Origin of the sequence: Nocardia sp. NPDC058244 (assembly GCF_042882065.1) — a bacterium.
Classification (GTDB): domain Bacteria; phylum Actinomycetota; class Actinomycetes; order Mycobacteriales; family Mycobacteriaceae; genus Nocardia.
This window is the reverse complement of record NZ_JBHVWX010000003.1, coordinates 147,440-172,972: the sequence shown is the minus strand read 5'-3', so window position 1 is coordinate 172,972 and position 25,533 is coordinate 147,440. Positions and strand designations below refer to the sequence as shown.

Here is a 25,533-nt window from a genome sequence, read left to right as displayed (position 1 = left end):
ATGGCACGCAACAGCTATGAGCTCGGCGTCGGCGTCAGCGAGGACCACCTGGCCCTCGCCGACGCGGTCGGCGGATTCGTCGAGCGCACCGTCACGGCCGAGATCGTCCGCGCGGCCGTCGAATCCACCGAGGCGGGCAAGCAACTGCCGTACTGGGACGCGCTCGTCGCCCAGGATCTGCTGAGCCTGCATGTGCCCGAGGATCTGGGCGGCCAGGGGGCGGGTCTGCTGACCCTGGCCGTCGCGCTCGAACCGCTCGGCCGCGGTCTGCACACCGGTCCGTTCGTGCCGACCGTGCTGACCAGCGCGGTGCTCGCCCAGGACGGCGGGGCGTGGGCGCGAGCCCAGCTGCCCGGGCTGGCCGACGGCTCGCGCACCGGCGCGGTCGCACTGTCGTCGGGGCTGACGGGCGTGCTGCGTGACGGTGCGCTGATCGTCGACGGGACGGCCGACGGCGTGACCGGGGCGGTGTCGGCGGATGTCGTCCTCGCGCCGGTCACCGTGGACGGTGACCTGCGGTGGGTGGCGTTCGAGAACGTCGACCTGACCGTGAGCGCACAGGATTCCGTCGACGTGCTGCGCGGCGCGGCCCGGCTGCACGCGGATGCGGTCGAGGTCCCCGCCGAGCGGGTGCTCGCGGTGTCCGCGGCGCGGGTGCGCTCGGTGGCGGCGGTGGTGCTGGGCGCCGAGGCGGTCGGGGTGATGTCGTGGTGCGTCTCGACCGCGGCGGAATACGCCAAGACGCGCGTGCAGTTCGGCAGGTCGATCGGGCAGTTCCAGGGCGTCAAGCACAAGTGCGCGCACATGGGCATCGCGCTGGAGAAGGCGCGGGCCGTGCTGTGGGACGCCGCGTTCGCCCTCGACCGCGACGACGAGAACGCCGACTACGCGGCCGCGGTCGCCGCGCTGATCATTCCCGACGCCGCGGTCGAGGTGGCCCAGGACTGCATCCAGGTGCACGGCGGCATCGGCTTCACCTGGGAACACGACGCGCACCTGTACTACCGGCGCGCGCTCGCGCTGCGCGGACAGCTCGGGGCACGGGACGACCGGGCCGAGACGGTCGCGGGCTACGCGCTGTCGGGCGCGACGCTGTCCAGCGAGCTGGAACTGCCCGCCGAGGCCGAACAGATCCGGGCCGGGATCCGCGCGGAGCTCGCGGTGATCGCCGCGATCGACGACGAGGACGAGCAGCTGGTTGCCCTCGGTGACGGCGGCTGGAACCTGCCGCACTTGCCGCGTCCCTACGGCCGGTCGGCGTCGCCGCTCGAGCAGGTGGTGATCTCGCAGGAGATCAAGGCCTCGGGGATTCCGATGCCGCAGCTGCTGATGGGCACCTGGGCGGTCGGCGCGATCGTCCCGCACGGTGACGAACGGCAGAAGCGGGAACTGGTCGTGCCGACCCTGCGCGGGGAACTGGTGTGGTGCCAGCTGTTCAGCGAGCCGGGCGCGGGGTCGGATCTGGCGAGCCTGACCACCAAGGCCACCAAGGTCGACGGTGGCTGGCGGATCTCCGGCCAGAAGATCTGGACCACGGTCGCGCAGTTCGCCGACTGGGCGATGCTGATCGCCCGCACCAGCCCGGACAAGCCCAAACACGAGGGCATCACCTATTTCGTGCTGGACATGTCGACGCCGGGGATCACCGTGCGGCCGCTGCGGGAGATGACCGGATCGGCGCTGTTCAACGAGGTGTTCCTCGACGACGTGTTCATCCCCGACGCGAACGTGGTCGGGGCGGTCGACGACGGCTGGCACGTGGCCCGCACGACGCTGGCCGGTGAGCGGGTGGCGCTGAGCCAGAAGATGGAGGCCTACGCCACCGACACCGATCTGCTGCGGTTCGCGATCGGCCGGGAGCTCTCGCCGGTGGCGCGCTATCACGTCGGCGAGCTGATGGCCGAGAGCCGGGCGGTGGACGTGATCGGGTCGCGGGTGGTGCTCAAGCAGCTCTCGGGCATCGATGTGTCGACCACGTCCAGCGTCGGCAAACTGCTGGGAATGGGCCTGGGACAGGCGATTTCGGAGTTCGTCGTCGCCGAGCTCGGCATCGCCGGGGTCGTCTCGGTGCCGGGCGAGCGCAGCGATCACGCGATGGAACAGCTGATCGCCGGTCGCGCCACCACCATCTACGGTGGCACCACCGAGGTGCAGCTCAATGTCATCGGTGAGCGGATGCTCGGCCTGCCCAGGGACGCCTCGGTGACCGTCTGAGCGCGGTCACGGCCGCGGCCGCACCCACCCGCCGAAGGCGGCCTGGAGGGTGAGGGCCGCGGCGATCGACAGGTGGTCGCGGCCCGCACCCGCGACCACCTGCACACCCAGCGGCAGCCCGTGCGTGCCCCGGCCCAGCGGAACCTGGGTCACCGGCAGCCCGGCGAGGCTGAACGGGGCGACCGCGTCGGTGCGCCACGGCTGCCCGGTGGTGCGGCCGTGGCGCGGCGCGACGGAGGTGAGTGTGGGATGCAGGAGCAGACCTTCGCCGATGGTGTCGGCGATCTCGGCGGCGGCCGCGTGAGCGGCGCCGGTGATCCGCCGGGCCGGTCCGGCGGGCACGCGAGCGGCGAGCAGTTCGCCGAGCGCGAGCAGCCGGGTGGGCAGGGTGTGGTCGCCGGGCAGGCCCGCGAGCTGCCGTGGGGCCAGGATGTCGGCGCCCTCGCCACGCATGATCTCGGCGAAGCTGATGCCGGTCTCCTTGGCGAGCACCATCGTGGTGAACAGTCCGATCATCCGCAGCGATCCCGTCCGGACGCGGACGGTCTCGGCGCCCGCGCTCGCCAGCGCGGCGGCCGCGCGATCACGCGCGGCGAGCACCTCCCGGCCGATGCCGGGGGCGAACACGCCGTCGAGCAGCACGACCCGCACCCCACGCAGCGAGGTGGTCGCCGGGTCGCCGAGCGGCATCTCGCGCGCGAGCGGGTCGACGCCGTCCGGACCGGCCATGATCCGCAGCAGGGGCATCAGATCCTCGGCGCGGCGGGCGATCAGGCCGTTCGCGCAGAGGGCGGCGACGCCGTAGGGCGGTGGCCACGCGCCGGTGGTCGGCAGCAGGCCGGTCGACGGGCGATGGCCGAAGACGCCGTTGCAGAACGCCGGAATGCGGATGGACCCGAGTGTGTCGGTGGCCAGGCCCAGTGGGGACCCGCCGCTGCCGACCGCCGCGCCCTCACCGCCGGAGGATCCACCCGCCGTGCGGGTCCGGTCGTGGACATTGCTGGTGCGGCCGTAGACCCGATTGTCGGACTCGATCCACATGCAGCCCTCGGAGGTGTTGGTCAGCCCGAGCAGGATGGCCCCGGCGTCGAGCACCCGCTGCACCACCGTCGCGTTCGCGGACGGGCGCAGGTGCCTGCGGGCCAGCACGCCCGCCGTGTGGGGCAGGCCGGCCACGGCCAGCGACTCCTTGACGGTGATCGGCACGCCGAACAGCGGCGGCAGCGTCGCTGGGCCGGTCGCCAGCTGCGCGTCGGCCGCGTCGGCCTGGGCGCGCGCGGCCGCGTAGCGCTCGACGACGACGGCGTTCGTCGCCGGGGCGAAGCGTTCGAGCACGGCGATATGAGCATCGACCACCGCGCGGGCACTCACCTCACCCGCGCGCAGGGCGGCAGCCAGGCCGATCGCGGACTCGTCGGTGATCGTCGTCCCGATCCGGCTGGAGCTCATGCGTTACATTATTACGCACGATGTCAACTCGATCGCCGGGCGTGGCGCGGCCGGTCAGGGCATGCTGTGCGCCAGCACGAGGATGCCGCCGACCAGCAGGGCGAGCACCTTCACGACCTCGAGGGCGATGTAGGCGAGATGGCTGTGCGATCGTGGCACGTCGGCACCGGCGAGCACGGCGTCGCTGCGACGGGTCAGGCGCGGGCGCACGACCGCGACCTGCACGGCGAACACGACCATCGCCACCGTGAGGGCCCGGGTGGCCGCGGTGCCGGGGGAGTCGACCAGGATCGCGGCGAGAATCGTTGCGGCGAGCACGAGTTCGGCGATATTGAGGGCCCGGAAGACCAGCCGGCCGATGCCGAGCCCGATCGGCACGGTGACCCCGGGCGCGCGGAATTTCAGCGGCGCCTCCAGGAACGAGATGGCCAGCACCATGCCCAGCCAGCAGAACGTCGCCGCGGCGATCACGGCCAACGCGGTCGTCATATCGATCGGGTCCTCTCCGTCGGTGATTCTCGCCGACCAGACCAGGATCGCCGATCGGCGGTGATCTGTCCCGAGTCCGCGTCGGCCGGGTGCCGGACCCGGCTGGGATACTGTCCGGGCCGGATCGCCCCGTTCCGGTGCCCGATGGGAGGAACGTGACCGCACAGCGCGCCGATGGCCGGGCCAGCCGGTGGGACCGGCATCGCGCCGAGCGCCGGGACCGGATCCTCACGGCGGCGCTGACGGCCGTGCAGGCCCAGGGCGCCTCGGTGGGGGTGCAGGAGATCGCCGATCTCGCGGAGGTGCCGCGATCGGTGCTGTACCGGCTGTTCAAGGACCGCCAGGACCTCGACGAGCAACTGCGGGCCCGCATCGTCGACGACCTGATGGCCGTGCTCGCCCCGACGCTGAACCCCGAAGGCACCGTCGCCGAGGCCATCGCGCGCTCGGTGGACGCCTACGTGGGCTGGATCGCCGCCAATCCGCGACTGCACTATTTCCTCGGTGCCGGGTCGGCGGCGGAGAAGCGGCCCAATTCGCCGATCGTGTCCGGCACCAAGATCGCCATCGCCGGCACCGTCCGGGAGGTGTTCGAGAACGCGCTGCGCGCCCAGTCCGCCCCGGTGACGATCGCCGAGCCGATGGCCTTCGGCCTGGTCGGCTTCGTCGACGGCAGTGTGAACCGCTGGCTGAGCCGCGCCATGCAGCCGATGGACGCCGCCGAGCTGTCGTCCTATCTCCAGGAAGCGATCTGGGCGATCGTGGACAGCAGTCTGCGCAAGGTCGGCGTGATGCTCAATCCGCTGACACCGATGGCGGATCTGGTCGCGCCGCCTGCCGAGGACTGACTCACCGTTCGGTGGCCGCCCGGACCGTGGCGAGCAGTTCGCGCGTGCACGCCGCCAGGTCGAAATCGGGCTCGGCGGCGACCCGGGTGATCACCCCGTTGCGCAGCGACAGGACGAACCCGGCCAGCAGATCGGTGTCGAACTCCCGGAACTCGCCGTCGCGCTGTCCGCGGGCCAGCAGTTCGGCCAGCTTCGCCCGGTCCGCGGCCGCCAGTCCGCCCAGGTCCGCGCTGTCGGGCGCGGCGGCCTGGATGCGCAGCATCGCCACCAGGTGATGCCGGTGCTCGCGCAGGAATTCGCTGTTCGCGAGGAGGAACCCGGCCAGCTCCTCGGCGGCGGTACCCGGCACCGTGCGCGCCACCACGAAGGCGGCGAAATCGGCCAGGACCGTGCGCATCACCTCGGTGATCAGGTCCTGTTTGCCCTGGAAGTGGTACGAGATCATCCCGGTGCTGCTGAGACCGGCCCGGCGCGCGATGGCCGCGAAAGAGGCACGGGCGTAGTCCGTCTCGGCGATGGTGTCGATGGCGGCACCCACGATCTGGGCGCGGCGGGCCTGCTCGGTGACCGTGAGCACACGCCGTTCCTGTGCGGCCATCACCACCCCGTGATCGCGAGCGCGAAGGCGTGCCGCTGCGGTGCGGCCCGGGCCGGTAGCTCGACGAGCAGGTCGGCGCCGTGCTGCTGCCAGGTCGATGCGGGTGGCCCGCCCACCAGGGCGACCGTGGCGCTGTCGGGGATCGTCAGGTCGCGCAGGGTGATCGCGCCCGCGGGCTGATCGGCGAGCACGATCGCGTGCACGGTGTCGCCACGACGGGTGAAGTGCACCGCGTGACCGTCCGTCGTGGTGGTGGCGGACCGCTCCCACGGGACCGTGTCGTAGATCGCCTCCGCGTTGCGCCCGAGCCAGGTACCGAGCGCGCGCAACGGCGCCCGCTGGAGGTCGGGGATCCGCCCGTCGCCGTCGGGGCCGACATTGAGCAGGAGATTGCCACCCCCGGCCACCACGTCCACCAGCAGGTGGATCACCTCGGCCCCGGTGAGGGTGTCCGCGGCGGTCTCCTCGGCGTTGTATCCGAACGACCTGCCCAACCCCCTGGTCAGTTCCCACGCGCCGGACGGCGGGTCGGTGGGCGGGGCGTACTCGTAGGTGGTGAAGTCGTGGTGGAAGTCCTTGGGCGGGTCGGGAATCGGCTTGCCGAGCGCGCCCATCACCCGCAGCGCCCCGCCCAGGAAGCGCAGATAGGCGGCCCGGGCGACCCGGTTCCCCGGCAGCTTCGGCTGCATCCAGCGATCGTTCACCAGGCCCTCGGGGACGGTGTCGTAGTAGTGCGCCATGATCTCGTGCGGATCCACCTCGGCAGGCCAGCCCATGTCGTTCCAGAGGATCGACGGCGCGTAGGTGTCGATGAGTTCACGCCACTGCGCGGTGGCGTAGCGGGCGTACTCGGGTCCCAGCGCCTGATGCCGGATCAGGTCGGTCATGGTCCGCAGCGGCGTGGTCCGGAAGGTCCAGTTCATGCCGCCGCAGTAGTACAGGCCCATCCGCGCGCCCCGCTGCCGCACGGCGGCCGACAGGTCGCCGACGAGATCGCGGGACGCGCGATAGTCCGCGGGCATATGTGGATTGCCGATATCCGTGGGCCACAGGGGATATCCGTCGAGATGCCGGGTCACCAGGACGACATACCTGGCGCCCGCCCCGGTGAACAGCTCCGCCCACTCGTCGAAATCGACCGCCCGCGCGGCCGCGTCGAAGCGGGGTCGGAAGCCGGTGTAGTCGACACCGTCGCCGTAGGTGGCGGCATGGTGGATCGCGGTGGGGGAACCGGGAACTCGCAGCGAATTGAGGTACCACTCCGCGTACGGGATCCGGTCGGCGGTCGTCGCGCCGGTGGTGAGGTCACGCATGAACGCGGTGTAGTCCGCGGTGCCGCGTGCGGCGAAGGCGGGCACCGAGTACGGGCCCCAGTGCACGAAGATGCCGAGCTTGGCCCCGCGGTACCAGTCCGGGACCGGCCGCTGGGCCAGGGCCTGCCGGTTCGGCGGGTAACTCATCGGCACTCCTCGGTGTCGTGCGGTGCGAGCGGCGATCCGCCGGATTTGCTCAGGTGAGCAAAAATAAGCATACATGAGCAAGATGACCGGGTTCGCCCAGGTCAGGGCCGCGCGAGATCCCGTTCAGCCCTGTGGCATCGGCAGGGGAATCACCACGCCGAGCGGCAGCGTGAGCTGCGGACCCGGTGTGGGGTCGCGGTCGGCCGGTGGCCGTTCGGTGTCGGTGGGCTGCTCGCCGCACAGGATCCCGCACTCGATGGCACCGATGACCGGGAGCGACACGAGGATCACCGGTTCACGCGGCGGGGCCGGGGTCGGTGCCATCGGTTCGAGTGCGAGCGGGGATTCGTCGGCGGGGGAGGGGGAATCGGGTGCCGTGTCGGCCGGTGGCCGGGTGGGTGCCGCCGGATCGAGGACGACGTCGACGCGCACCGGGGCACCGCCGGTGCGGTAGCGCTCCGACCAGCCGAGGACGTCGGCCGCGTAGGCCGCCGAGTAGTTGTAGCGCAGCACCGCACGCTGCCGCGCCGCGGCGTCCCGCAGATCGGTGCCGTCGGCACACAGGTAGCGGCCCGCGGCCATCGCGGCGTCGAACACATTGTGCGGGTCCGTCGTTCCGTCGCCGTTGCCGTCGGTGGCGTAGCGGCTCCAGGTGCTCGGCAGGAATTGCATCGGGCCGACCGCGCGCACGAATCCACCCCCGGCGGCGGGGATCACCTCGTTGCCGGGCAGCGTGCCGTCGAGGGCCGGACCGAAGATGGGGCGCAGCGTGGTGCCCTCCGCGTCGGTGTTGCCCCGGTCGGCGTGATCGGACTCGATCTTGCCGATCCCCGCCAGCAGATGCCAGCTCACGCCACACCCCGGCGCCGAGGTCTGCAGGGACAGTTCGGCATTGCGATAAGCGGCGAGGACGACCTCGGGGATGCCGAGGCCGCCCGTGGTGCCGGTCGACGCGACCGCGATCGGCTCGATCGGCGGCGTCGCGGTCCGCAGTTTGCGCGGCGTCGGCGGCGTGGGCGCGAGCAGTCCGACGACGGTCGACTCGGTCGGCAGCGACTCGACAGTGGCCGGCGCGGCGAAGAGTTCGGGCACGGCCGGTGCGGAGACGCGGGCCGAACCGGTGACGAGCAGCCCGGCCGCGAGGATCGTGGTCGCGGCGAGAGGAGCGGAGCGCATGGGGTGAACACCTTCCGCGGCCCCGGTGCGGGCCGCCTGGAATCGGGTAGTGCGGACGGGTGGCCGTGTCCGGCCTGGTGGCGACGTGATCAGCGCACCGGATACCTGCGGTCGGTCAGGTCGAAGGCGTGGGGCTGACCCGCGTGATAGAGCGCGCTGTCGGCGAGCATCAACGGCTCCCACAGCGGCATCCGGAATCGGGGCGTGATCGGGACGCGGCCCGCCGCCGAACCGCTGACGTGCAGCACCGCGTTCGCCGCCCGCCGCCCGCTCTCGTTGGCACCCTCCAGACACGCGACGTTCGTCCGCGTCCGGATCCAGTCGCCCGCGAGGAACAGGTTGTCGATGGCGGTGGTCGTGTCCGGCCGGTCGGCCCACGAGCCGGGGTTCGGGCGGAAGCCCGCGCCGTCGTAGGAGACCTCCGGGGTGCCGGGATCGCTGACCGGGGTCCGCCAGAACTGTGCGGTGAACACCGCGGTCGCCTTGTCCGGCGGGATCGCGCAGACGTAGTAGTCGGCCTCGACGCGATGCCCGGCGCCGGTGCGGTCGGTCACCGTGGCAACCCGGATGTGCGCGCCGTCGGTCTCGAAGCCCGACAGCCGGGCGCCGAGCGCGAAGGTGACGCCGAGCGAGCGCAGGTGGGCGACCCACGGATCGATGAAGGTCGCCGAGGTCGGCCCGTTGAGCACCCGGTCGTCGCGGTCGCCGTCCGGGTTCAGCAGTGTCCGGACGAAGTCCTCGCCGGTCCGGCCGATCGAATGCGCGCTGCAGGCGCTGGCTTGCGTCGCCATCAGCGTCCGGAGGAAACCGTCGCCGAGGAAGCGGTGGTAGTCGGCCGACGCGTTGTCCAGGCCCGCGAATTCGCTCCAGCTCATCCGTTCCCACTGGCCGAGTCGGCGTTCCTCGCAGCTCGAGATGTAGACCGCCAGCCGTTCGGCGGCGAACAGCGCCTCGTGCGGGCGCAGGCGGAACAGCGCCTCGAACACCGAGGCGAAGGAATCGGCGAACTGCCGTGGCGTCCGCGGGCTCTGGCGCGACCGCAACGGAAACGGCAGCGCGACAGTCGAGTTGACGCGTCCCCTCCCCGCGATCGTCGCCGCGTCGACCCGGACCAGATTGTCGTACACGCCGTCGCGGTTGCGGCGGAACGGAATGCGGCGCAGCGTGTCGGGCAGGTCGCGGTGGCAGCCGAAGAAGGTGTGGAAGCCGTGTTCGCCGGGCAGGCCCCGATCGCTGACGATGCTGCGGCACTTCCCGCCCGCCGCGCCGCGCCGTTCGTAGACGGTGACCGCGAAGCCGCGTTCGGCGAGTTCGTGCGCGGTGGTCAGTCCGGCGAGCCCGGCGCCGAACACGGCGACGGTGCTCCCGCCCGGCGCGGCCGCCGCCCGGCGGTTGGTCGATCGCAGGAAGCCACGTCGCGCGGACTGCCAGTTGATTCCCATGTCTCGTCCAGTCGTCTGTCCGGCCGTCCTCGACGTGTGCGCGCCGTTGCCGGGTGTCGATACCCCACGCCTTATGTTACTGATGATTCTGAACGAGCAGTGCGAAAACGGCGATACACGGTCGACTTAGAGTGAGTCGATGACATCTCTAAGTTGATGACAATTCTTTCAACTCGAGGTACTGTTCGAAGTGCCCGGCGACGACGTGTGTGGCGGAAGTGCCCCTCGCCACAGCGTGATCGCGCGTCGTGCCTCCTCACGTGTTCCGTGCGGCAGCCCAGCGAACTCACTGTCGCGGGGAACGGGTGATCGAGAAGCGCGGCGGCCGGAGTCGATGTGCCGGTTCCGGCCGCCGCGCGCCGGGCAGGCGCGGCGGGGCCTAGTGCGGCAGCGGACGGCCGAGCAGAACGGTCTCCAGCAGCCCGATCACGGTGTCCTGCGGGCAGATTCCGTCGTCACCGAAGGTGCGTCCGAGGTCGACGACCAGGCTGAAGGCGGCGTGCACCAGGATGCGGGCCTCGCCGAGCGACAGCTCCGGCCGGGTCGCGACCACCAGCCGGGCCCACTCGGTGACGATCAGCTGCTGGAGATGGCGCAGCGTCACCTGGTCGGTGTGGTCCACGTGCCGGAATTCCGCGTAGTAGACGAAGGTCAGCGCGCGTTCGTCGAACGACCCAGACACGTACAGCTCGATCAGCGTGCCCAGCGCCGCGGCCGGCGTGCGCGCGGCGGCGGTCGCGGGCCGGATCGCCGCCGACACCCGGTCGGCCGCCCGGCGGAACGCCGCGACCAGCAGATCGCTCTTGCTGCGGTGATAGCGGTAGACCGCCGACGCCGAGGAGAGCTCGGCGGCCGCGGCGATGTCCTCCACGCTGACATTCGGATATCCGCGCTCGTGGAACAGCTCGACCGCCCGATGCAGCAGCAACTCGTGCTTGAACAGGGGTGCGCGGCCGGCGGTGCGGCGAACCCGGGGCGCGGTGCGCGGGCCGGACAGGTCGGCGTCGACCACGGCCCAGCTCAGCGAACCGAGCAGGGCGGCCAGGGTTTTCGCCGGCACCGTCGCGTGATGGTCGCCGATGCTGCTGATCACGGCGTAGATGGACACCGCGCGCACGGCGCGATCGTGCCCGTCCAGCTCCGGCCTGACCTCGCCGATGCGCGCGCGCAGGCTCGCGATCGCCGCGGCGAACTGATCGCTGAACGCCCGGAGGTCCTCGGGTTCCAGATAGCGGCGTTCCCAGCGGGCCAGGGCGGCGGTGGGCCGGTTGGCGATGGTCGCGGCGACGATGGCGGCGAGCACGTGCTCGAGGCGCTGCCGTGGCGTCCAGCCCGCCGCCTCCTCGGGGAGTTCGACCGCCCGCAGCGCCAGGCCCGACAACCGGAGCAGCTCGGCGCGGAACAGCGCGTACTTGCTCGGGAAATGCCGGTACAGGGCGGTCGAACTGATATCGAGCCTGCGGGCGATGTCGTCCATGCTCACGCCGTGGTAGCCGTGCGCGCCGAACGCCGCCGCCGATTCCGCGGCGATCTGCGCCCTGCGGTTCTTGGGCCTGCGCCGGACCGTGCGCGCCGGTGCGTCCGAGGACGGCGCGTCGGCGTGCGTGCCCGGCGATCTGCCCTCGGCCGCGCGCGCGGAACCGCCGCGGTGCCGGGGGGATAGCGCGCCGGGTTCGGTCACTGGGCGGGTGCCGTCGTCAGCGGGGAGTTCACCTTCTCGACCAGCCAGCGGCCGTTGTCGTTGTGCAGGCGCAGCACCATGGACAGCTGCCCCGGCTTGGGCTTGTGCTCGGTGCCCAGGCTGGAGATGGTCTGGCCGATCACCACGATCGCCTCGGCGGACTCCTCGTCGCCGGTGCGGATCGCGCACTGGGTGTCGGTGACCTTCGAGGTGACCTCGCCCTGGGTGAGGACCTCACGCAGTTCCCCGCTGGTGGCCTCGAACTGCTTCTTCCAGTCACCGGTCGAGCCGTCGAGGACCGCGGCGAAGTACGCGTCGAGCTTCGTGCTGTCGTAGTCGGCCAGCACCGGACCGTAGTGGCAGGCGGCCTCGCGCGCCTGCTGCTGGGCCGCCAGCAGGTCCTTGGTGTTCTGGTTCTCGAAGAACAGGAACACCGAGGCCGCCAGCGAGGCGCCGAGCAGGACGGCCGCAGCGCCCCGCAGGCCGAGCCGCCTGCGGTCCATCGCCCGCAGGCGCGAGGCCCACCCCACCGTCGGGGCCGTGGATGGTGTTTCGGCAGTGGGCGTTTCGGCGGCGGCTACGGTCGGCTCGGCGACCGGGGACTCGTCGGTGGTGGTCGGTTCGTTGCTCATCGTGAGGACTCCTTATCGAGGTGCCGGGACCGCGGGCTGGGACAGCTCGTTGCCGGTGGCGCCGGGCGGGGGACCGGAGCCGTTGTCGGGACCGGCGGGCCGCGGGGCATTGGCCGAGCCGCGGATCTGCAGCGCCGGATTGTTGGTCACGCAGTAGTTGTAGAGGCGCACCCTGGTGTCGGTGGTCGGCGTGGTCGCCACCACGGGCACGGTGTCGTAGTCGCAGGTCGGGCGCGGCCAAGGATCGACCATCGTGAAATACATGTTGTCGTAGGCGGGGACACCGACCGCCTCGGCGAAGCGGCTCAGCGACGGGAAGAGCGCTTCGATGGCGGGCTGGCGCAGTTTGGCCGCCCGGGTGATGGCGACCAGGTTCGTCACCAGATCGGTCATCGGGTTCTGCGTCCGGGAGACGAACCCGCCGAGGGTGGCGAGCTGTCCCGGACCCTGTTCGAGCAGATGCCGCAGTTCCGCGTCGGCGGCGGTGAACTGGCGGAACAGCGCGCTGCCCGCGGTGGTCAGCGTGCCCAGATCCGGCTGCGCGTGCGAGGTCGTCGCGGCGATCACCTCGAGATTGCGGATCAGCTGTTCGGTCTGCGGGAGCAGGTCGGTGAGGCCAGCCATGGCGCGGCTGAGCCCGGAGATCATGTTGCGCAACCCGTCCGGGCCGCCGGCCAGCGCTTTGTCGAGTTCGTCGACGATGACATTGAGCCGTTCGGGATTCATCCCGCCGACCAGCCCGCTCAGATTGCCCAGCACCGACTGCATCTGGACCGGGACCGCGGTGTCGGCCCGGCGCACGACCGCGCCGTCGGCCAGGAACGGCCCGGACTCACCGGCGGGCCGGAAGTCCAGGTACTGCTCACCGGCGGCGGACAACCGGGCGACGGCCACGGTGCCACCCACCGGAATCCGGGTGTTCCCGTCGATCTCGGCGACCGCGGCGATGCCGTCGCCGGCGACGCGCACATCACCGACCCGGCCGACGCGCACGCCGCGGAAGGTCACGTCGCTGCCCGTCGTGAGACCGCCCGACGTCGCCAGTTCCACGGTGACGTCGTACTGGCTGCGGGTCGGGTCGAACCGCAGGACCGCGCCGCCCAGATAGAGGCTGCCCAGGACCAGCACCACGACCAGCCCGACATTGGCGACCGCGACACGATGGCGGACCAGCCACTGCCACAGGGGTGGATTCATCGGGGTCCCTCCTGCTGCGGCTGCGGTGCCTGCGGGGTACTGGTGACGCGGCCGATCACCTTGGCGATGACCTCCGCGAGGCTGCCGAGGAACGCGGGCACGTCCCCGCCTTCGGGCCAGCGGCTGCCGGTGGGATCGGTGAGCGCGCCGACGTCGAGATAGGACAGGGTGGCCGCCACGGCCAGGTTCGGGCCGCGCAGGCTGTCGACCAGCGACGGGTACAGCGCGTGGAAGCCGTCGAGGGTGCCGGTGAGGTCGTCGCCCATCTGGGAGAAGCCGTTCATGAGGTTCTGGATGCTCTGGAACAGGCTGACGAACTGCGGCCCGTTGGTCGCGCTGAAATCGCCGAGCGCGTCCATGGTGACCGCGACCCGGTTGATCAGGTCGACGATGGCCTGGTTGTTCTCCGCGAACAGACCGATCAGCTGCGGGAAACTGTCCGCCGCGGCCCCGAGTTCGGTTTTGCGCCTGGCCAATTCGCCGGTCAGAACCGACAGCCCGCCGAGCGTGGCGTCGAGATCGCCGGTGCGCTGGTTGAGCGCGGAGATGACCGAGGTCATCTCGCCGACCAGGTGCCGCAGCTGGGGCGCCTTGCCCGCGAAGATCGAGTCGAGCTCGGCGGTGACCCGCGCGGCCTGATTGAGACCACCGCCGTTGAGCAGCATCGAGATCGAGATCATCAACTGCTCCACCGAGGCCGCCGACGCGGTGTGCTCGGCGCCGATGGTCGCGCCCGCGACCAGGGGCGGCCCGGCCGCCTCGGCGCTGGGCAGCGTCATGGCGACGAAGATGTCGCCCAGCGGCGTCGCCTGGCGCAGCTCCGCGGTGGTGCCCTGCGGCAACTGGATGTCGGCGCGGATCTGCATTTCCACATCGGCCAGGAACGAGGTCGTCGAAATGCCGGTGACGACACCGATATCGGTGCCGCCGATCTTGACGTGGGCCCGATCGGGCAGGTTGAGCGCGTCGCGGAAGGTGGCGTGCAGGGTGTAGCCGGGCCCGCCGATGCCGGGTTCCGGCATGGGCAGGTCGGCCACGGTCATCGAGCACGCGGTGCTCGTCGAGGCGACGGCGGCGGCGCACACGGTGGCCGCCAGGGCCGAGCGGAGATTCATTTCGTCAGTCCCAACAGCGCGGCGGTGAGCCCGAAATCCGGGCCCATATCGGCGATCTTTCCGGTGCGGCAGCCGTCGAGGCGCATCTGGACGCGCTCGCAGAACAGCGACAGCGCCTCGCTGTCGAGCACGATCTTGTCGAGCAGACCGTGCAGGCGCAGCGCCTGGCGCTCCCGGCTGACCGCGTTGTCGACGTTCTGGAACAGCAGCGGCGCCACGTCGACGACCTCGGTGAGATTGCGGGCATTGGCCCGCATCTGGGCCGCGATCGCCACGAACTTGGTGAGCGCGCCCGCGAGCTGGTCCTGGTTCTGGCCCAGCACCGAGGAGGTGTTGGTGATGAAGTCGTCGAGCTGGGTGAGCACCGCCTGCAGGCCGGGGGACTGCTGGCCGAACAGGGCGATCAGTTCGGTGATCCGGCCGCTGAAATCCCGGACGGTCTGGTCGTTCTCGGCGATGATCTGGGTGATCTCGCTCAGCTTCACGATCGTGTTGGCGATCTGGTCCTTGTTGGCGAAGGTCACCTCGAACGCGGCGGAGAGCTCGTCGAGGGTCTCGCGCAGGCGGTCGCCGTTGCCGTCGAGCAGCGGGAACAGGACCCGGCTCGCCATCGGCCCGGTCTCGCTGCCACCTTTGAGCGCCTCGCCGAGCTGATCGAAGTTGGCCAGGATGCGGTCGAGTTCGACCGGGGTCCTGGTGCGCGCCAGCGGCAGATGCGCGCCGTCGGCGAGTTCGGGACCCGACCCGGTGTAGGCGGGCGCGAGTTCGACGTGCCGGTTGGTGATCAGCTGCGGCGACACCAGCGCCGCCATCGCCTCGGCCGGGATCCGGACGTCCCGGTCGACCGACATGACCACCTCCACGTAGCTGCCGCGCGGGGTCACCGAATCGACGACGCCGACCGGAACGCCGAGCACCGAGACCTCGTTGCCCGGGTACAGCCCGGCGACGTTCTCGAAGTCGGCGCTGATCCGCTTCTGCCGGCTCACCATCCGGTCACCCAGCCCGGTCACGCTCTCGGGCAGCAGCGCGCAGCCCGAGGCGAGCAGCGCGGTCAGGCACACCGCCGCCAGCTTGCTCGTGTGTCGTGTGTTCATCAGTTGCACCCCTGTACGGCTTGCGCGAAGCACAGCCAGTTGTCCGGGAAGATCCACGGCGCCCAGATCTCGCCGTAGGGCCCGTTGCCGACCACATTGTTGAACTGGCGCAACGCGACCGGGGAGATCTCGTAGAGCCGGTCCAGGTTCTCCTTGTTCTTGGTCAACCCGTCGGCCATGGTGTTGAGGTTCTGGATCAGCGGACCCAGCTCGCCGTTGTTCTCGATGCCCATGTCCTGCAGCAGCTTCGACATGGCGGCGACATTGTCGAGCAGCTGGGTGAGCAGGGTCTGGCGCTGCTGGACGGCGGCGCCGATGGCCTCGCCCCTGGTCAGCAGCAGGAGCACACTGTTGCGGTTGTCCGAGACCAGCTGGGAGACCTGGTCCATGCTCTTCAACAGCGTGTCGACCTCGTCGCGCCTGCTGTTGATCACCTGGGCCAGCGCGCCGATGCTGTCGAGGGCCTGCACCGCCAGCGCGGGCGAGTCACCGAGCTGGGTGTTGAGCACATCGAGCGCGTCGCGCAGCTTGGCCGCGTCGATGCGTTCGATGCGTTCGAACGAGGAGGTGTACTTCGGGTCCTGCACGACCTTGCTCAGGTTGTACGGCACCGAGGTGCGGTCGAGCGCGATCCGGTTGCCGGGCAAGCCCTTTCCGTTGCCGGGCGTCAGCTCGATGTGCAGACGGCCGAGGATCGTCGACATCTTGATCGCGGCCCGCGCGTCGGGACCGAGCCGGATGTCGCCGCGGATCCGCAGCGCCACCTCCACCCGATCGTTCACCAGCCGCACCGACTGGACGGCGCCGACCTCGATGCCGGCGATGTCGACCGTCGCGCCCGGCCGCAGACCCGCCGCCTGGGCGAACTCCGCGTCGATCGTCTTGTCGCCCAGGCGGACCTGGGCCAGCAGGCTGGACCCACCGAGCAGCACGACCACCGCGAGCGCCGCGGACAGGCCCAGACGCAGGTACCTGTTGCGCCGCCAGAACTCCGGAACCCGCACCCGCATCATCGGCACACCCCCGACTGCGAGTTGCCGCCGACCTGGGAGAACAGGCCTTCGGGGAGCACCACGCCCCACAGCGAGACGTCGAGCCGGCAGATGTAGGCGTTGCCGTAGGTGCCGTAGCTGGTGAATCGCGCGACGCCGTTGAGGAAGTCGGGCAGTTCGACCGCGCCGCGGTCCAGGGCCGCGCCGTTGTAGAGCAGCATCATCACGCCGGTGGTGGCGTCGCGCTGGGCGGCGCCGAGGCCCGGCTTGACCTGGCCGATCAGCGAGACCAAGGAGTCCGTCGCGCCCGCGACCCGTTCCACAGAGCTCTTCAACGACTCCCCTTCGGCGTACAACCCGTCCATCAGGGCGCGGGTCTGGGTGATCAGGGTTTCCAGCTCGCCGCTGCGCTTGGCCAGGCCCGCGAGGACCGAGCTGAGATTGCTCAGCACATCGCCGAGGATCTGGTCGCGCTCCCCGAAGGTGCTCGCCAGCTGGGCGGCCTGGGTGATCAACGCCGCCAGCGACACCTCGTTGCCCTGCAACGCCTGGATCAGCGTTTCCGAGAGCGAGTTGATCTGGTCGGGTTGCAGGACGCTGAACAGCGGCTCGAAGCCGGACAGCAGCGTCGAGACGTCGAACGAGGGCTCGGTGCGGCTCAGCGGAATCTGCGCGCCGACCGGGACGACCGCGCCCGCGCCGTCGCCCGGGGCCAGCGCGAGGTAGCGCTGGCCGATCAGATTCTGGTAGCGGACCAGGGCTTTCGTCGTCTCGGTCAGGTGCTGCCTCGCCTCGATCCGGAAGTCCACCCTGGCGGTGTACTCGGGGGTGAAGTCGATCTTGTCGACCCGGCCGACCCGGACCCCGGCCATGCGGACGTCGTCACCCACCCGCAGCCCGAGGACATCGGTGAACACCGCGGAATACGAACTCGTCTCGCCCGCGACGCCGCGTTGCAGCGTGGACCAGATGGTGTAGGTGAGCACGGTCGTCAGCACCACGAAGAAGCTGAAGCCGACCAGTGGTTTGGTGTATTTCACTGGCGCAGGCCACCTTCGGTATCGGGGACGAGGGGGACGGTGCCGATGATCGACCCGAGCAGCAGCAGCTGGGTGAAGTTCGGCCGCCCGCCGACCAGCGCCGACACCGCGGAGACACCGGTCAGCCTGCGCGGCGGTGTCGCCTGCGGCTGATCGGTCGCCGCGGCGGGCGCGGTGATGCCCGGGATGGCGGGCAGGCCGGGAATCGTCGGCAGCCCGGGCAGCGTGGGCACCGAGATGCTCGGCAGCGCGGGCAGTCCCGGGATCGGCACCGCGGGCACCACCGGCGCCGGACCCGCGGCCTCCAGCCGCTGCGGCAGGAGCTGCGCCGGGTATTCCTGCGGCGGCGCGACCGTGGGCACGGACGGTCCGCCGCAGCGCGGCCCGGTCATCTCGCCGTAGCGCGGGCAGTCCTCGGCGGTGTACTGCTGGAACGGGGTGAACGACACGTCCATCCGCCACGCCATCTGCTTGCGCGGGCCGAAGGTGAAGGTCTGCTGCAATTTGGCCAGCGAGACATTGAGATTGGCCGCCGCGGACTGCAGCGCCCCCGGGTCCTTGGCGATGCCGCCGAGCAGTCCGTCCAGGCCCGACACCAGCTCCTTGCCGGAATCGGGATTGGCGGCGAAGAGACTGTTGACGGCCTCGACCGCGGAATTGCCCTGGGTGAGCAGCTCGACCAGCTGGGTGCGGTGCTCGTTGAGGGTGCGCGCCGAGGTCACCGAGTCGGCCAGCACGCCGACCAGCTCGGGCGCCGACTGGCTCAGCGCGGTGGCCGCCTGCCCGAAATCGCCGAGCAGGTTACCGATCTCGGGAATCTGGTGGATCGAGGTGAGCCAGGTGTCGAGCCGCTCGATGGTGGAGCCAGGGACCCGGGAACCCGGGTCGAGCGCCGCGGACAGCGTCGCCAGCACCCGGCCGAGCTTTTCGGGCTGGATGGTGGCCAGGACATCACGCAGCGTATTGAGGGTGGACTGCAGCTGGATCGTCTCCGCGCTGGTGTCCTCGTGGATGGTGTGACCGCTGCGCAGCGTGCCGGTGGCGGCGCCGTTGTCGACCAGCTGGATCGAGGAGACGCCGAAGATGTTGTCGGGGACCACCCGGGCGGTCACCGTGTCCGGGATCGTCTCGGCGATACCGGGTTTCAGTTCGAAGGTGGCGTGCTGGCGTTCGCCCTTGGCGACCATCGCCACGTCGCCGACCGCGCCGACGACCATGCCGCGATACTTCACGTCGGCGCGCTGCGGCAGCCCGTCACCGGTGCTGGTCAGCTCGGCGCCGACCACCACCGTGCTTTCGAACTCGCCGTTGTAGCGCAGTCCGAGCAGATACAGCGCGGCCGCGACCGCGGACACCATGGCCAGGCCCGCGACGGTCAACTGACGACCGGTCGGCCCGCGTCCACTGGGATCGAGAATCATCCGATCGACCTATCCCGAGATCCGGAATCCGGGGTCGATGCCCCAGATAGCAAGGGTGAGAAACAGATTGGTGAAGACCATCACGACGATGACCATCTTGATCGCCCGTCCCGCCGCGACCCCGACACCTTCGGGGCCACCGGCGGCGACGAAGCCGTAGTAGCACTGGATGAAGGCGGCGATCAGGACGAACACGACCACCTTGAACAGCGAGAAGAACACGTCGCCGCCGATCAGGAACTGGAAGAAGTAGTGGTCGTAGGTGCCCGCGGTGGTACCGCCGAGGAACAGCACCGACAGCTTGGTCGCCAGGTAGGCCACCGCCAGGCCGAGGGTGTAGAGCGGGACGATGGTGACCGTGGCCGCGATCATCCGGGTGGTCACCAGGTAGGGCAGCGGCCGGATCGCGATGGATTCCAGCGCGTCGATCTCCTCGGAGATCCGCATCGAGCCGAGCTGGGCGGTGAACCGGCAGCCGGACTGGATGGCGAAGGCGAGGGTGGCCAGGATGGGCGCGATCTCGCGGGTGGTGGCGAAACCGGAGATGGCCCCGGTCAGCGGGCCCATGGTCAGCAGGTTCAGCGCGGAGTAGGACTCCATGCCGACGGTGATGCCGCCGAACGCGCACAGCACGATGACGACACCGACGGTGCCACCGCCCACGATCAGCGAACCGTTGCCCCAGCCGACATCGGCGACCAGGCGCGCGACCTCCTTGCGGTAGTGCCGCAGCGTGAACGGAATCGCGATCAGGGCCTGGAAGAAGACGATGGCCTGGTGCCCGAGCCGCTGATTGGCCTGGACGGGGATCTTGGCGGCCGCGCCGACGGCGCGGACCGGGCGCAGCGCGGGCGGGATGTACTCGGCGGCCACCTCACACCACCTTCGCCGGGAAGAGGGTGTTGTAGAGCTGGGTGACGATGATGTTGGTGGCGAACAGCATCAGCGCCGAGGAGACCACCGCCGAGTTGACCGAGTTGGCCACCCCGCCGGGCCCGCCCTTGGTGTGCAGACCGATGTCGCAGGCGATGATCGAGGTGAGCGCCCCGAAGATCGCCGCCTTCACCAGCGCGACGAGCAGGTCGTTGGCGACCGCGAAGGACGCGAAGGAGCTGATGAACGACCCCGGGGTGCCGTGCTGGGCGTAGACGTTGAACAGGTAGGCGGTGGCGAAGCCGACGAACACGATGAATCCGCACAGCAGCATGCTGACCAGTACCGCGGCCGCCAGCCGCGGGGCGACCAGCCGGCGCACCGGATCGACGCCCATCACCTTCATGGCGTCGATCTCCTCGCGGATGGTGCGCGAGCCCAGGTCGGCGCAGATGGCCGAACCGACCGCGCCCGCGATCATCAGCGAGGTCACCAGCGGCGCCCCCTGCCGGATGATGCCGAGCCCGGCCACCGCGCCGATGAAGGTGGTCGCGCCGACCTGGTTGACCAGCGCGCCGACTTGGATGGAGACGACCACCGCGACCGGGATCGCGACGAACACCGTCGGCACGGCGGAGACATTGGCCATGAAGGCGCACTGCCGGATGAACTCCTGGAACGGGAATCGCCGCTGCACCAGGGACAGGAACAGCTGGGCGATCGCGGCCCGGCCGAGCAGGACCTGCCTGCCCAGGGTCTCGACCGACTGCTGGGGGTGGCGTTGCCACAGACCGGTGACGCTGTCGGCGATCCGGCCGACCTCGGAGGGTTGCGGCGGCGCGGTGCCCGCCGGGGAATGCTCGGTGGAGGTCACGCCGCACCGAATCCTTTCTTGTCGCGCCGGAGCGCGGCGGTTCAGAGCGTGCTCAGCCAGCGTTCGAGCAGGACGAGGAAGCCGGCGCCCGCGGCGAGACCGACCGCGACGACGCACAGCAGCGAGATCCACATGCCCACGCGGAGAACGGGATTGACCTGCGTTCGGCCACCCAGGATCTTGACGACGGTCACCACGATGTCGATGACCCAGACCAGCGCCATCATCAGGTCATCGTCACATTCGCGAAGGTGAGCACCGGCCAGCAGACGATCGATCCGAGGAACGAGATGACCAGGTCGACGCCGTAGAGGTTGCGCAGATGCGCGGTGTGGGTGAGCGTCCAGACGACGCCGACGATTCCGTACGGGATGCCGATGATGATCAGGGTGCCGAGGAACTCGGAGACCTTCATCTCGTAGCTCAAGAGCCTGTCGAGCCGTCGCAACATGGTGTACCGGTGTTCCTTTCCGCGGGACCGGTGGCATCGACGGCTGGTGGCCGACGTCGCTGACGGTCCGATGATGTTGCCGAGCATTCTGTCGTCGGCGGGTGCTTCTTCGGCTGATCTCCCAGTGAATACACAGCAGATCCGCAGAGTTGGCGGCGATTCGCGTTGATCGCCTGAGCTAAGTTACTACGGATTCTGGGAAATGTGAGCAAAATCGCCGGTAACGTTTCCGGGGTTCGGCGGCTGCTCGTCCAGTGGCCGCATCGGCGCCGCGGCGGCGTTGCCCGACGCCGATGCGGCCCCCGCATCGCGCCCCCGATCCCAACCACGCGATGCGGAATTGACGGTAACATGGTCCGCTGATTGCCGTCTACGGCGCATGAAGCAGTGGAAATATCGATGAAATCTGCCGGAATCGTGATTAACTTATGACGTTGAGGCCGCCGACGGTCGGCGGTTGCGCAGGAGGATCATGATGTCCGCGGTCATCGTCGATGTTGTCCGAACACCGTCCGGGCGGGGAAAACCCGGTGGTGGCCTGTCGTCGGTCCACCCGGCGACCCTGCTGGCCGGGGTGCTGGCCGAACTGGTCGACCGGACCGGGATCGACCCCGCCCTGGTCGACGATGTGATCGGCGGATGCGTCACCCAGAGCGGTGAGCAGTCGAGCAACATCACCCGCACGGCCGTGCTGGCGGCGGACTTCCCGGAGTCCGTGCCCGCCACCACGGTCGACCGGCAGTGCGGCTCGAGTCAGCAGGCGGTGCACTTCGCGGCCCAGGGCGTGCTCGCCGGCGCGTACGACGTGGCGATCGCCTGTGGCGTGGAGTCGATGAGCCGGGCGCCGATGTTCTCCAACGCGCAGGGTAAGGACGCGCTGCGCGGTCCGCTCGCGGTGCGCTACCCGGCCGGGCTGATCGGCCAGGGCATCGCCGCCGAAATCCTCGCCGCCCGATGGAAACTGGACCGCACCACGCTCGACGAGTTCGCGGCTCGCTCGCACCGGCTGGCGGCGGCCACCGCGGCCGCGGGCGGTTTCGACGCGGAGCTGACCTCCGCCGGTGTCCTCGACGCCGACGAGACGATCCGGCCTGGCACGACCGTCGAGGGTCTGGCGAACCTGCGTCCGGCGTTCACCGATCCCGCCGCGCTGGAACGGTTTCCGGAGATCTCCTGGTCGGTGACCCCGGGCAACTCCTCGCCGCTGACCGACGGTGCGTCGGCGGCACTGATCATGAGTGAGCGGATGGCGGCGAAGCTGGGACTGACCCCGCGCGCGCGGTTCCATTCCTTCGCGGTGGCAGGCGACGACCCGACGCTCATGCTGACCGCGGTCGTCCCGGCGACCCGCAAGGCGCTCGAGCGGGTCTCGCTCACCGTCGACGACATCGATACCTTCGAGGTCAACGAGGCGTTCGCGCCGGTTCCGCTGGTGTGGCAGCACGAGCTCGGCGCCGATCCGGAGCGGGTGAACCCGCGCGGCGGCGCGATCGCGCTGGGCCATCCGCTCGGCGGATCGGGCACCCGGCTGCTCGCCACCATGGTCAACCATCTCGAGCAGACCGGCGGTCGCTACGGGTTGCAGACGATGTGCGAGGCCGGCGGCATGGCCAACGCGACGATCATCGAACGGGTGTGACGGCGATGACCACCGCGGCGAAGTCCGGCGAGCCCGACTACGACGACCCGACCAGCGCGATGTACGTGGCCGAGGGGCCGGGTCATGTCCCCATGCCGGGGACGAGCGCGGCACCCGCGCCGGACCCGGCATCGCACGCGCCGTTGACGCTGGCGCAGGTGCGGATCCCGTTGCCCGACAGTCATCGTTCGCCCCGGAAGCGGCCCGCGCAACTGGCGGACGCGCTCGATTTCTGGGCGTTCGCGGGCGCGGCGGCGAATGTGGCGATGCAGTTCGCGCATCGCGGGGTCGCGGCGGGCGTGATGGAGAGCCCGGTCGAGTCGGGGGCGCTGATGGTGCACCCGTGGAAGCGGTTGCGGACCACCGCGGCCTATCTGGCGGTGGCGGTGCTCGGCTCCGACGAGGAGAAGCGGGCGATGCGCGAGGCGGTGAACGTCGCCCATCGGCAGGTGCGGTCGGGGCCGAACTCGAAGGTGAAGTACAACGCCTTCGACCGGAACCTGCAGCTGTACGTGGCAGCGGCGATCTACATCGGCTACGAGGACACCCACCAGCTGCTGTGCGGCAAGATGACCGAGGCCGAGCTCGAGCAGTTCTATCAGGGCGCGGACACCTTCGGCACCACCCTGCAGGTGCACCCCGACATGTGGCCCAAGACCCACGCCGAGTTCGACGCGTACTGGGTGCAGGCGTGCCGGGACGTGGTGTGCGACGACGATTTCCGCGCCTACATCGACGACCTGCTGCACCTGCGGATGATCCACTGGTCGCTGCGCCTGCTGCTGGGCGGGCTGCTGCGGTTCCTGACGGCGGGCTTCCTGCCGCCGCACTTCCAGGAGCAGATGGGTGTCGAGTGGAGTGCGGCCGATCAGCGGCGGTTCGAGAATCTGTTCCTCTTCGTCGGCTTCGTCAACCGGTTCATTCCGCGGTTCATCCGGTTCTCCGGCACCAACGCGATGATGGCGGACGTGCGGCGCCGGATCCGCAAGCACAAGGCGATCATCTGACCCGTCCAGGGGGAGGGGGCCGCCGGTTCGTCGAGCCTGCGGCCCCGGTCAGCGCGCGACCCGGGCCTGTGACACGTAGCGAAGTCGCCGGGGTGCCATCGTGAATCCGGTGCGCGCGGTGAGCGCGACGGCGCGCAGTGCCGCGGTGTCGGCGGCGGTGGGGGCGACGTCGAACAGCGCGAGCGCCCGCGGATGCTGCATCGCCCTGGCGGCGCCCGCGGGCAGGTGGCGGACGATCCAGGCGTCGGGGCGCAGCACCTGATCGCGGAATGCGCGCGCGGCGGGTCCGACGCGCAGCTGGGTCGCGCAGGTGTCGGCGAAGTACTCGGTGAATTCCGGGCGGGTCCGGGGGAGCAGGCGATCGCTGACGCCGTAGGTCCGGTACCAGGCCAGGGTCTCCCGGTAGAGCTGGTCGCGGTCGTCCGGGGAGAGTGTGGGGCCGAACAGGTCGGCGGCGGTGAGCAGCGTTTCCACATAGGTGGCGTGCTGGAAGAGGAAGACCTCGGGATGCAGCGCGTGGTAGCGCTGTCCCCGGTCGTCGACGCCCTTCACGTGCTCGTGGGCGAAGCGGATCACCGAATCCGCGGCCCGGCCCGTGTGGGCCAGATAGATCATCTGCGAAACGGTGCGTTTCTTGTGTTCCCACAGGCGATTCGGCGCGTGCTCGCACAGCGCGGTCGCGATGATGGGGTGCAGGACCTGCAACCCGATTGCGCGCGGCAGCGTCAACAGGAATCGCCGGTCGCCGAGGTGACGCCGCAACAGCGGCCCGGCCCGCTCGGTCATGGATACCCCCTCCGTCGTGATCCGAGCAGTAAGTTACTCTTCATTCTGTCTTGAAGACAGTCATATTCCGAGTGAATCGCCTCGCATGTGATGATGTATTCCCCATCTCGGCCTTGCGTCGACGGGCGAAGGGGTGAGAGTCTGAATGGGTAAGTCTCTCACTCTCTTGGAGGTTGGTCGTGTCTCAGCCCCGCGCGGCAGCGCAGCCGCAGCATCCCGTCGACGACAACGCCGAGCGCAGGCATCGCTACCTGACCGGCGCCGGGGCGATCCTCGGTGGGCCCGCCAATGTCGTGATGCAGCTGAGCCTGCTTCCGGTCGGGCGTGGCGTGGTGGAGAGCACGGTCGAATCCGGGAGCTACGCGCGGAATCCGGGCAAGCGCGCCAAGACGACCCTGACCTATCTCGCGGTGGCGATGCTCGGCACCGAGGAGGATCGGGCGGTGTTCCGGGAGGCGGTCGGTACCTCCCATCGACAGGTGCGCAACCGGCCCGGCGGGCCGGTGAAGTACAACGCCTTCGACCCGCGGCTGCAGCTGTGGGTGGCCGCGTGCATCTACCGCGGGACCCGCGACAGTCTCGAGCTGCTGTTCGGCGCGCTGGACGAGACCTTCGCCGACGAGCTGTACCAGGACTCGGCGCGGTTCGGCACGACCCTGCAGATGCCCGCGGAGCTGTGGCCCGCCGACCGGGTGGCCTTCGACCGCTACTGGGACTCGATGCTCGACGAGCTCGCCCTCGATGCCGAGGTGCGCGGGTATCTGCTCGAGCACGTCGTCGACCTCGGTCCGCAGCCCTGGCCCATCCGGATCGCGGGCCGCCGGATCAATCGCTTCTTCGTCACCGGATATCTCCCGCAGCGGTTCCGCGACAGCCTGGGGCTGGCGTGGAGTCCGCGTCGGCAGCGCGCGTTCGAGCTGGTCATGCGTGGTTTCGGGCGCGTGCTCACGGTGCTTCCGCAGGGTGTGCGGCACCAGCCGTTCCCGCGTCTGCTCGTCGATATGCGCAAGCGCGACGCGGCGGGGAAATCGCTCGTCTAGCGGGGTGGCAAG

General features: G+C 70.1%; 24 protein-coding genes. 5 read left to right on the top strand and 19 right to left on the bottom strand.

The annotated features are described in order from the left end of the window. Positions 1–2,214 carry an acyl-CoA dehydrogenase gene (locus ACFVW6_RS10530; protein ID WP_378826748.1) on the top strand — a complete coding sequence of 738 codons (2,214 nt, stop codon included), beginning with the start codon at positions 1–3 and terminating at the stop codon, positions 2,212–2,214. 6 nt (positions 2,215–2,220) lie between these two features. On the opposite strand, the gene ACFVW6_RS10525 is transcribed toward ACFVW6_RS10530, so the two are convergent. Both ACFVW6_RS10525 and ACFVW6_RS10520 read right to left on the bottom strand, forming a co-directional pair. Next, positions 2,221–3,663, bottom strand: coding sequence for an amidase (locus ACFVW6_RS10525; RefSeq protein ID WP_378826745.1), 1,443 nt, complete (start codon positions 3,661–3,663; stop codon positions 2,221–2,223). Between the two features lie 54 nt (positions 3,664–3,717). After that, on the bottom strand, positions 3,718–4,152 hold the full coding sequence (locus ACFVW6_RS10520) for a hypothetical protein (protein ID WP_378826743.1): 435 nt from the start codon (positions 4,150–4,152) through the stop codon (positions 3,718–3,720). Between the two features lie 155 nt (positions 4,153–4,307). Between ACFVW6_RS10520 and ACFVW6_RS10515 the strand changes: the two genes are divergently transcribed. Beyond that, on the top strand, positions 4,308–5,000 hold the full coding sequence (locus ACFVW6_RS10515; RefSeq protein ID WP_378826741.1) for a TetR/AcrR family transcriptional regulator: 693 nt from the start codon (positions 4,308–4,310) through the stop codon (positions 4,998–5,000). 1 nt (position 5,001) lies between these two features. On the opposite strand, the gene ACFVW6_RS10510 is transcribed toward ACFVW6_RS10515, so the two are convergent. The 16 genes from ACFVW6_RS10510 to ACFVW6_RS10435 form a co-directional block, all read right to left on the bottom strand. Next, complete coding sequence (locus tag ACFVW6_RS10510) at positions 5,002–5,598, bottom strand: TetR/AcrR family transcriptional regulator (protein ID WP_378826739.1); 597 nt, start codon at positions 5,596–5,598, stop codon at positions 5,002–5,004. Continuing rightward, entirely contained in the window at positions 5,598–7,058 is a 1,461-nt protein-coding gene (locus ACFVW6_RS10505) for an alpha-L-fucosidase (RefSeq protein WP_378826737.1), read from the bottom strand. Before ACFVW6_RS10505 ends, ACFVW6_RS10510 begins: the two co-directional genes overlap by 1 nt. A gap of 123 nt (positions 7,059–7,181) precedes the next feature. Beyond that, the gene (locus ACFVW6_RS10500; RefSeq protein WP_378826735.1) at positions 7,182–8,234 is read right to left on the bottom strand and encodes a lytic transglycosylase domain-containing protein; all 1,053 of its coding nucleotides are present in this window, start codon (positions 8,232–8,234) and stop codon (positions 7,182–7,184) included. A gap of 89 nt (positions 8,235–8,323) precedes the next feature. Beyond that, positions 8,324–9,676, bottom strand: coding sequence for an FAD-dependent oxidoreductase (locus tag ACFVW6_RS10495; protein WP_378826732.1), 1,353 nt, complete (start codon positions 9,674–9,676; stop codon positions 8,324–8,326). 379 nt (positions 9,677–10,055) lie between these two features. Then, positions 10,056–11,357: a TetR family transcriptional regulator gene (locus tag ACFVW6_RS10490; protein ID WP_355283870.1), complete on the bottom strand. Its 1,302-nt coding sequence runs from the start codon at positions 11,355–11,357 to the stop codon at positions 10,056–10,058. Continuing rightward, entirely contained in the window at positions 11,354–11,989 is a 636-nt protein-coding gene (locus ACFVW6_RS10485) for a hypothetical protein (protein WP_378826729.1), read from the bottom strand. The genes ACFVW6_RS10490 and ACFVW6_RS10485 overlap by 4 nt, the downstream gene beginning before the upstream one ends. A gap of 12 nt (positions 11,990–12,001) precedes the next feature. Next, complete coding sequence (locus ACFVW6_RS10480) at positions 12,002–13,186, bottom strand: MCE family protein (RefSeq protein ID WP_378826722.1); 1,185 nt, start codon at positions 13,184–13,186, stop codon at positions 12,002–12,004. Further along, positions 13,183–14,301, bottom strand: coding sequence for an MCE family protein (locus ACFVW6_RS10475; protein ID WP_378826720.1), 1,119 nt, complete (start codon positions 14,299–14,301; stop codon positions 13,183–13,185). Before ACFVW6_RS10475 ends, ACFVW6_RS10480 begins: the two co-directional genes overlap by 4 nt. Further along, positions 14,298–15,398, bottom strand: a complete 1,101-nt coding sequence (locus tag ACFVW6_RS10470; protein ID WP_378826718.1) for an MCE family protein — start codon at positions 15,396–15,398, stop codon at positions 14,298–14,300. The genes ACFVW6_RS10475 and ACFVW6_RS10470 overlap by 4 nt, the downstream gene beginning before the upstream one ends. Beyond that, positions 15,398–16,411: an MCE family protein gene (locus tag ACFVW6_RS10465; protein ID WP_355283859.1), complete on the bottom strand. Its 1,014-nt coding sequence runs from the start codon at positions 16,409–16,411 to the stop codon at positions 15,398–15,400. The genes ACFVW6_RS10470 and ACFVW6_RS10465 overlap by 1 nt, the downstream gene beginning before the upstream one ends. After that, positions 16,408–17,430 carry an MlaD family protein gene (locus ACFVW6_RS10460; RefSeq protein ID WP_378826698.1) on the bottom strand — a complete coding sequence of 341 codons (1,023 nt, stop codon included), beginning with the start codon at positions 17,428–17,430 and terminating at the stop codon, positions 16,408–16,410. The genes ACFVW6_RS10465 and ACFVW6_RS10460 overlap by 4 nt, the downstream gene beginning before the upstream one ends. Further along, the gene (locus tag ACFVW6_RS10455) at positions 17,427–18,851 is read right to left on the bottom strand and encodes an MCE family protein (protein WP_378826696.1); all 1,425 of its coding nucleotides are present in this window, start codon (positions 18,849–18,851) and stop codon (positions 17,427–17,429) included. The genes ACFVW6_RS10460 and ACFVW6_RS10455 overlap by 4 nt, the downstream gene beginning before the upstream one ends. Positions 18,852–18,860: 9 nt before the next feature. Next, complete coding sequence (locus tag ACFVW6_RS10450; RefSeq protein WP_355283853.1) at positions 18,861–19,724, bottom strand: ABC transporter permease; 864 nt, start codon at positions 19,722–19,724, stop codon at positions 18,861–18,863. A gap of 1 nt (position 19,725) precedes the next feature. Next, positions 19,726–20,598 (bottom strand): MlaE family ABC transporter permease, encoded by an 873-nt coding sequence (locus ACFVW6_RS10445; RefSeq protein WP_378826692.1) that lies wholly within the window; start codon positions 20,596–20,598, stop codon positions 19,726–19,728. A 41-nt stretch (positions 20,599–20,639) separates the two neighbouring features. Next, complete coding sequence (locus tag ACFVW6_RS10440; RefSeq protein ID WP_378826690.1) at positions 20,640–20,825, bottom strand: hypothetical protein; 186 nt, start codon at positions 20,823–20,825, stop codon at positions 20,640–20,642. Then, the gene (locus tag ACFVW6_RS10435) at positions 20,825–21,049 is read right to left on the bottom strand and encodes a hypothetical protein (RefSeq protein WP_357349945.1); all 225 of its coding nucleotides are present in this window, start codon (positions 21,047–21,049) and stop codon (positions 20,825–20,827) included. Before ACFVW6_RS10435 ends, ACFVW6_RS10440 begins: the two co-directional genes overlap by 1 nt. 472 nt (positions 21,050–21,521) lie before the next feature. Here ACFVW6_RS10435 and ACFVW6_RS10430 point away from each other — a divergent pair, with 472 nt between their 5' ends. Together ACFVW6_RS10430 and ACFVW6_RS10425 are read left to right on the top strand one after the other, a co-directional pair. Continuing rightward, entirely contained in the window at positions 21,522–22,688 is a 1,167-nt protein-coding gene (locus ACFVW6_RS10430) for a thiolase family protein (protein WP_378826687.1), read from the top strand. 5 nt (positions 22,689–22,693) lie between these two features. Continuing rightward, complete coding sequence (locus tag ACFVW6_RS10425; protein ID WP_378826685.1) at positions 22,694–23,695, top strand: oxygenase MpaB family protein; 1,002 nt, start codon at positions 22,694–22,696, stop codon at positions 23,693–23,695. 48 nt (positions 23,696–23,743) lie between these two features. Here the strand turns inward: ACFVW6_RS10425 and ACFVW6_RS10420 are convergent, their stop codons facing one another. Next, on the bottom strand, positions 23,744–24,481 hold the full coding sequence (locus ACFVW6_RS10420; RefSeq protein WP_378826683.1) for an oxygenase MpaB family protein: 738 nt from the start codon (positions 24,479–24,481) through the stop codon (positions 23,744–23,746). Between the two features lie 179 nt (positions 24,482–24,660). Here ACFVW6_RS10420 and ACFVW6_RS10415 point away from each other — a divergent pair, with 179 nt between their 5' ends. Then, positions 24,661–25,521: an oxygenase MpaB family protein gene (locus ACFVW6_RS10415; protein ID WP_378826681.1), complete on the top strand. Its 861-nt coding sequence runs from the start codon at positions 24,661–24,663 to the stop codon at positions 25,519–25,521. The last annotated feature ends 12 nt before the right edge of the window (positions 25,522–25,533 follow it).

Excerpts from the sequence above, each read along its gene's own strand:
- ACFVW6_RS10530 (WP_378826748.1), top strand. The coding sequence starts at position 1 with ATGGCACGCAACAGCTATGAGCTCGGCGTCGGCGTCAGCGAGGACCAC.
- ACFVW6_RS10525 (WP_378826745.1), bottom strand. The coding sequence starts at position 3,663 with ATGAGCTCCAGCCGGATCGGGACGACGATCACCGACGAGTCCGCGATC.
- ACFVW6_RS10520 (WP_378826743.1), bottom strand. The coding sequence starts at position 4,152 with ATGACGACCGCGTTGGCCGTGATCGCCGCGGCGACGTTCTGCTGGCTG.
- ACFVW6_RS10510 (WP_378826739.1), bottom strand. The coding sequence starts at position 5,598 with ATGGCCGCACAGGAACGGCGTGTGCTCACGGTCACCGAGCAGGCCCGC.
- ACFVW6_RS10505 (WP_378826737.1), bottom strand. The coding sequence starts at position 7,058 with ATGAGTTACCCGCCGAACCGGCAGGCCCTGGCCCAGCGGCCGGTCCCG.
- ACFVW6_RS10500 (WP_378826735.1), bottom strand. The coding sequence starts at position 8,234 with ATGCGCTCCGCTCCTCTCGCCGCGACCACGATCCTCGCGGCCGGGCTG.
- ACFVW6_RS10495 (WP_378826732.1), bottom strand. The coding sequence starts at position 9,676 with ATGGGAATCAACTGGCAGTCCGCGCGACGTGGCTTCCTGCGATCGACC.
- ACFVW6_RS10485 (WP_378826729.1), bottom strand. The coding sequence starts at position 11,989 with ATGAGCAACGAACCGACCACCACCGACGAGTCCCCGGTCGCCGAGCCG.
- ACFVW6_RS10480 (WP_378826722.1), bottom strand. The coding sequence starts at position 13,186 with ATGAATCCACCCCTGTGGCAGTGGCTGGTCCGCCATCGTGTCGCGGTC.
- ACFVW6_RS10475 (WP_378826720.1), bottom strand. The coding sequence starts at position 14,301 with ATGAATCTCCGCTCGGCCCTGGCGGCCACCGTGTGCGCCGCCGCCGTC.
- ACFVW6_RS10470 (WP_378826718.1), bottom strand. The coding sequence starts at position 15,398 with ATGAACACACGACACACGAGCAAGCTGGCGGCGGTGTGCCTGACCGCG.
- ACFVW6_RS10465 (WP_355283859.1), bottom strand. The coding sequence starts at position 16,411 with ATGATGCGGGTGCGGGTTCCGGAGTTCTGGCGGCGCAACAGGTACCTG.
- ACFVW6_RS10455 (WP_378826696.1), bottom strand. The coding sequence starts at position 18,851 with ATGATTCTCGATCCCAGTGGACGCGGGCCGACCGGTCGTCAGTTGACC.
- ACFVW6_RS10440 (WP_378826690.1), bottom strand. The coding sequence starts at position 20,825 with ATGATGGCGCTGGTCTGGGTCATCGACATCGTGGTGACCGTCGTCAAG.
- ACFVW6_RS10435 (WP_357349945.1), bottom strand. The coding sequence starts at position 21,049 with ATGTTGCGACGGCTCGACAGGCTCTTGAGCTACGAGATGAAGGTCTCC.
- ACFVW6_RS10430 (WP_378826687.1), top strand. The coding sequence starts at position 21,522 with ATGATGTCCGCGGTCATCGTCGATGTTGTCCGAACACCGTCCGGGCGG.
- ACFVW6_RS10425 (WP_378826685.1), top strand. The coding sequence starts at position 22,694 with ATGACCACCGCGGCGAAGTCCGGCGAGCCCGACTACGACGACCCGACC.
- ACFVW6_RS10420 (WP_378826683.1), bottom strand. The coding sequence starts at position 24,481 with ATGACCGAGCGGGCCGGGCCGCTGTTGCGGCGTCACCTCGGCGACCGG.